This is a genomic window from Enterobacter cloacae complex sp. IR5441, assembly GCF_049238215.1.
Lineage (GTDB): Bacteria > Pseudomonadota > Gammaproteobacteria > Enterobacterales > Enterobacteriaceae > Enterobacter > Enterobacter hormaechei_C.
This window is the reverse complement of sequence record NZ_JBMKIA010000127.1, coordinates 1-801: the sequence shown is the minus strand read 5'-3', so window position 1 is coordinate 801 and position 801 is coordinate 1. Positions and strand designations below refer to the sequence as shown.

The following is an 801-nucleotide window of genomic DNA, read 5'->3' as shown; positions in this document are numbered from 1 at the left end:
TCGGTTTAGGAACATCAGCCATACTTAATGCGCGGTCCAACGAGACTTACCCTGCTGATGGTGTGCTAACTGTAGGGCAGTTTGGGATAGGCGCGGATTGGTTGCCCCTGACTACTGATTTTAAGACCATTGAAAAAGGTGGCATTTACGCTGGCGGTGGCGCTACGGGAGTTAATTTCTTTAACCCGTACGCGCCTGTTCTCGTCATGTGTAGATATGCCACCTCCGCAATGCAAGCTCTTCAGGCTGATAACACTACCCTTGCATTCAACGTGAAGGATGCAAATGGCTGGAGGGGTTGGGTTAAGCTTTATAGCGAATACAACACGACCCGCGCCAGCGACGGTACATTGAAAGCTGCATCGCCAGTGGTGGCAATATTTTCCGATGGTTCATACCGGACGAATGACGAATCGGAGGGCTGCACTGTAACCCGTCTGGTCACAGGCCAATATCTGGTGGAAGGGTGTCAGGGGCTGAACTCAGACGCAGCATGGGGCGGCATCGATGGAGGTTTTGACATCCCTACCGATCGCAACAAGCAACCGCTTATCTGGCTGGATTATGAGGTTAACGCCGATGGTTCGGTACTGGTAAAAACCTATCATCGTACTCACCCTGATGCGCCTGCATTCGCCAGAAACGAACTGGAAGGCGTGGGTGACGGTGATCCTGTCGACATTCCTAGCGACCAGTTCGTGTCCGTGCGCGTCGAAATGCCTGCCGATTCTTTATACAACCAAAAAATCAGAGCAGCAGAGCTGGCCATGACTGCTGATGCGGGTGAATAAAGGTCGGTTT

General features: G+C 52.1%; 1 pseudogene. It reads left to right on the top strand.

Features of this window, described 5'->3' with window-relative positions:
* A pseudogene (locus ACOTX5_RS26690) lies at positions 1–791 on the top strand (phage tail protein); the annotation flags it as partial.
* Positions 792–801 lie beyond the last annotated feature (10 nt).